Source organism: Streptomyces sp. sk2.1 (assembly GCF_008120935.1).
Classification (GTDB): Bacteria; Actinomycetota; Actinomycetes; order Streptomycetales; family Streptomycetaceae; genus Streptomyces.
Genome location: NZ_RDBO01000020.1, coordinates 700,788 through 703,865, shown reverse-complemented (window position 1 = coordinate 703,865; position 3,078 = coordinate 700,788). Strand labels below are relative to the sequence as shown.

At 73.3% G+C, this 3,078-nt stretch carries 4 protein-coding genes; 2 read left to right on the top strand and 2 right to left on the bottom strand.

The features are described from left to right. Positions 1-846 (bottom strand): beta-galactosidase (locus tag EAO76_RS06655; RefSeq protein ID WP_187438478.1); only part of this gene is annotated, 846 nt, incomplete at its 3' end. Positions 847-1,085: 239 nt separating this feature from the next. Here EAO76_RS06655 and EAO76_RS06650 point away from each other — a divergent pair. Beyond that, entirely contained in the window at positions 1,086-1,997 is a 912-nt protein-coding gene (locus tag EAO76_RS06650) for an AraC family transcriptional regulator (RefSeq protein ID WP_148834266.1), read from the top strand. A gap of 62 nt (positions 1,998-2,059) precedes the next feature. Beyond that, a complete protein-coding gene (locus EAO76_RS06645; RefSeq protein WP_148834264.1) occupies positions 2,060-2,386 on the top strand; it encodes a chorismate mutase in 327 nt (108 codons plus the stop codon). Here EAO76_RS06645 and EAO76_RS06640 read toward each other — a convergent pair. Further along, on the bottom strand, positions 2,331-3,078 hold a 748-nt coding region (locus EAO76_RS06640), incomplete at its 5' end, for a hypothetical protein (protein WP_187438477.1). The two genes, EAO76_RS06645 and EAO76_RS06640, sit on opposite strands and share 56 nt — an antisense overlap.

The following is a 3,078-nucleotide window of genomic DNA, read 5'->3' as shown; positions in this document are numbered from 1 at the left end:
CGCCCACCCGGCGAAATTCGTCCCCCCGTGCGCCATGTAGATGTTCACCGAGGCCCCGCACTCCAGGACCTCCCGCAGCTCCTCGGCCGCCTGCTCCGGCCCCCGCACGATCGGCTCGGCGTCCCAGTGCTCGAACCAGCCGCACCAGAACTCCATGCACATCAGCGGCCCCTTCGGCTGATGGCGGCGCAGCACCTCGAACGCCTTCCGCGCCCCCGACCCGAAGTTCGCCGTGGCGAGCAGCCCCGGCACGGAACCACCCGTGAGCATGTGGTCCTCCGGCCCGTCGGAGGTGAACAGCGGAACGGTCACCCCGCGCTCCCGCAGCATCCCCACCACCCGCCGGAGATAGACCCGGTCGGTGCCGTAGCTCCCGTACTCGTTCTCCGCCTGAACCATGATCACCGGACCACCGCGCCCGATCTGCCGCTGCACCACCTGCGGCAGCAGCGCCGAGAACCACCGCTCCACCGCCTCCAGGTACTCCGCGTCACGGGTCCGCACCCGGCGCCCGAACCGCCCCGTCACCCACACCGGCAGCCCGCCGTTCTCCCACTCGGCACAGATGTACGGACCCGGCCGGACGATCGCCCACAGCCCGGCCCGCTGCGCCGCGTCCAGGAACCGGCCCAGCGCCGCCACGTCCCGGAACAGCCCCGGCCGCGGCTCGTGCAGGTTCCACGGCACGTACGTCTCGACACAGTTGAGCCCCATGGCGCGCAGCATCGCCAGCCGGTGGTCCCACTGCGCCTCGTGCACCCGGAAGTAGTGCAGGGCCCCCGACAGCAGCCGTACGGGCTTCCCGTCGAGCCGGAAGTGGTCGTCCCCCACGGTGAAGTCAGCCATCGTGCTCGTACTCTCCTGTGCGTGCGGTTCCGGAACGCCGCCGCCCCGGGCCCGTACGACGGCACGCACCACGGAGCGGGCGAACCCGGAAGGAAGGATGGCACCCACTCTCGCCCCTGGCGCCCGACCGGTCCATGGACAAAGATCACTGCTGTTTGGACACAATTGTTCGGACACGGAGACCGGACCGGGCGGCACCGCACCGGACCGGCACGACCGCGGGGGAGGAGGGAAAACCGATGTACCACACCTGGATGCGCTTCTTCACCCCCAGCCCGCTCCACCACCGGCTGGGACTCGTCTGCCTGGGCGTGGGGCTCCAGCACGGCGCGCTGCCCACCGTCGGCCCGCGCACCCTGGACCACCACGTGGCCGTCGTCATCAACTCCGGCACCGGCTGGTTCACCGGCCCCGACGGCCGCCGGATGCCCGTCGTCGGCCCCAGCCTGATCTGGCTCACCCCCGGCACCCCGCACCACTACGGCGCCGACCCCGGCACCGGCTGGGACGAGAGCTTCGTCGACTTCACCGGCCCCGCCACCGCCACCTACACCGAACTCGGCTACATCGAGCCCGACCGCCCGCTCGTCCCGCTCGCCGACACGGCCGGCCCACGGGCCGCGGTGGGCCGGATGGTACGGGCGGCCCGGCGTGGCAACCCGCTGCTGGAGGTCGAGACCGGCGCCGCCGTCCACGAACTCCTCGTCGCCCTGCGCCGGGCCCGCGCCGACGTCAGCCCCGACGGCGACCCGGTCCTGCAGGCCCTCGCCCGCGACGCCTTCCAGCCGCTGTCCGTCGCCGAACACGCCGCCCGGCACGGCATGACCCCCGCCGAACTGCGCACGGCGGTCCGCCGGGGCGCCGGATGCAGCCCCAAGGACTACCTCCTCGGCATCCGGCTCGGCCGCGCCAAGGAACTCCTCGCCGCCACGGACCTGCCGGTCGCCGCCGTCGCCCGCCGCGTCGGATACGACGACCCGGCGTACTTCTCCCGCCTCTTCGCCCGCCGGGTCGGCACCGCCCCGGTCCGCTTCCGCGAACAGCAGGGCCGCAACGTCCCCGGAGGCTGGAGCGACCGGGTCCCCGGCCCGGAGAACCCGCCGACGATCATCACCCCCGGCCCGGCGGGACCCCCTCCACCGGCGGGCTGACCACCCGGGGAACAACGGGCGGCCCGCTTCCCGCCGCCCCCGAGGCCGTAAGCTCGCTGACCATGACCACGAGGGACATCGACGAGTCCGTGAGCGCGGAACTGAACCGGCTGCGCCAGAGCATCGACAACATCGACGCCGCTGTCGTCCACATGCTCGCCGAGCGCTTCAAGTGCACCCAGCAGGTCGGCCACCTCAAGGCCGCCCACCACCTCCCCCCGGCGGACCCGGCCCGCGAGAGCCGTCAGATCGCCCGGCTGAGACAACTGGCGGAGAGCGCGCACCTGGACCCGGCCTTCGCGGAGAAGCTGCTGAACTTCATCGTGGCGGAGGTCATCCGTCACCACGAGCGGATCGCGGAGGAGTCCGCGACGGAGGAACGGGCCTGAGCCCGGGGACGTCCGGGGCACGGGGCGGAACACCGCCCGCCGGACCTGATGGCGGGGCCGACGCCGGACCCGGCGGTGGGGGCCCGCCCCGCCGGGCCGACCGCACCACCCCGGCGGTCACCAGCAGCCCGAGCCCCGTGGCCAGGACGACGAGCCCGGCCGCGGCCGACTCGTTCACATGATCGCCGTTGCCCACCGGCTCGGGCGCCCCACCACCCGCCCACTCCGGCAGGACCAGCAGCACCATCCCGACCAGGGCCGGTACCACCCACCCCGCACTCCCGCGGCGCGCGGACCGGACCGACACCAGCGCACCCGCGGTCAACAGCACCGCACAACCCAGTGCCGGCAACACCGTGCACATCACCCACTCCGACAACAACGGCCGCCAGTACCAATCCGATTCGGGCCGCGGACCGTCGAAGTAGTACAGGGTCCGGGGCTGCGGATCACCCAGGAAGTCCCGCAAGGTCCCCGGCACCAGACCACCCAGCAGCCCACCACCGCACACGAGCCCCGCGAACCGCCCCGCCCGGCTCCCGTCGGCCCGGCCGACCCGCACCGCCAGCACCGCGCACCCACCCGCCAACAGCCCCAGGAACACCCCCTTGACCGCCCCGTAACCGATCGGCGTCCAGGCGTTCCAGGGATAGTTCTCCAGCCGCGCGGCACGCCACACCCCCACGAGACAC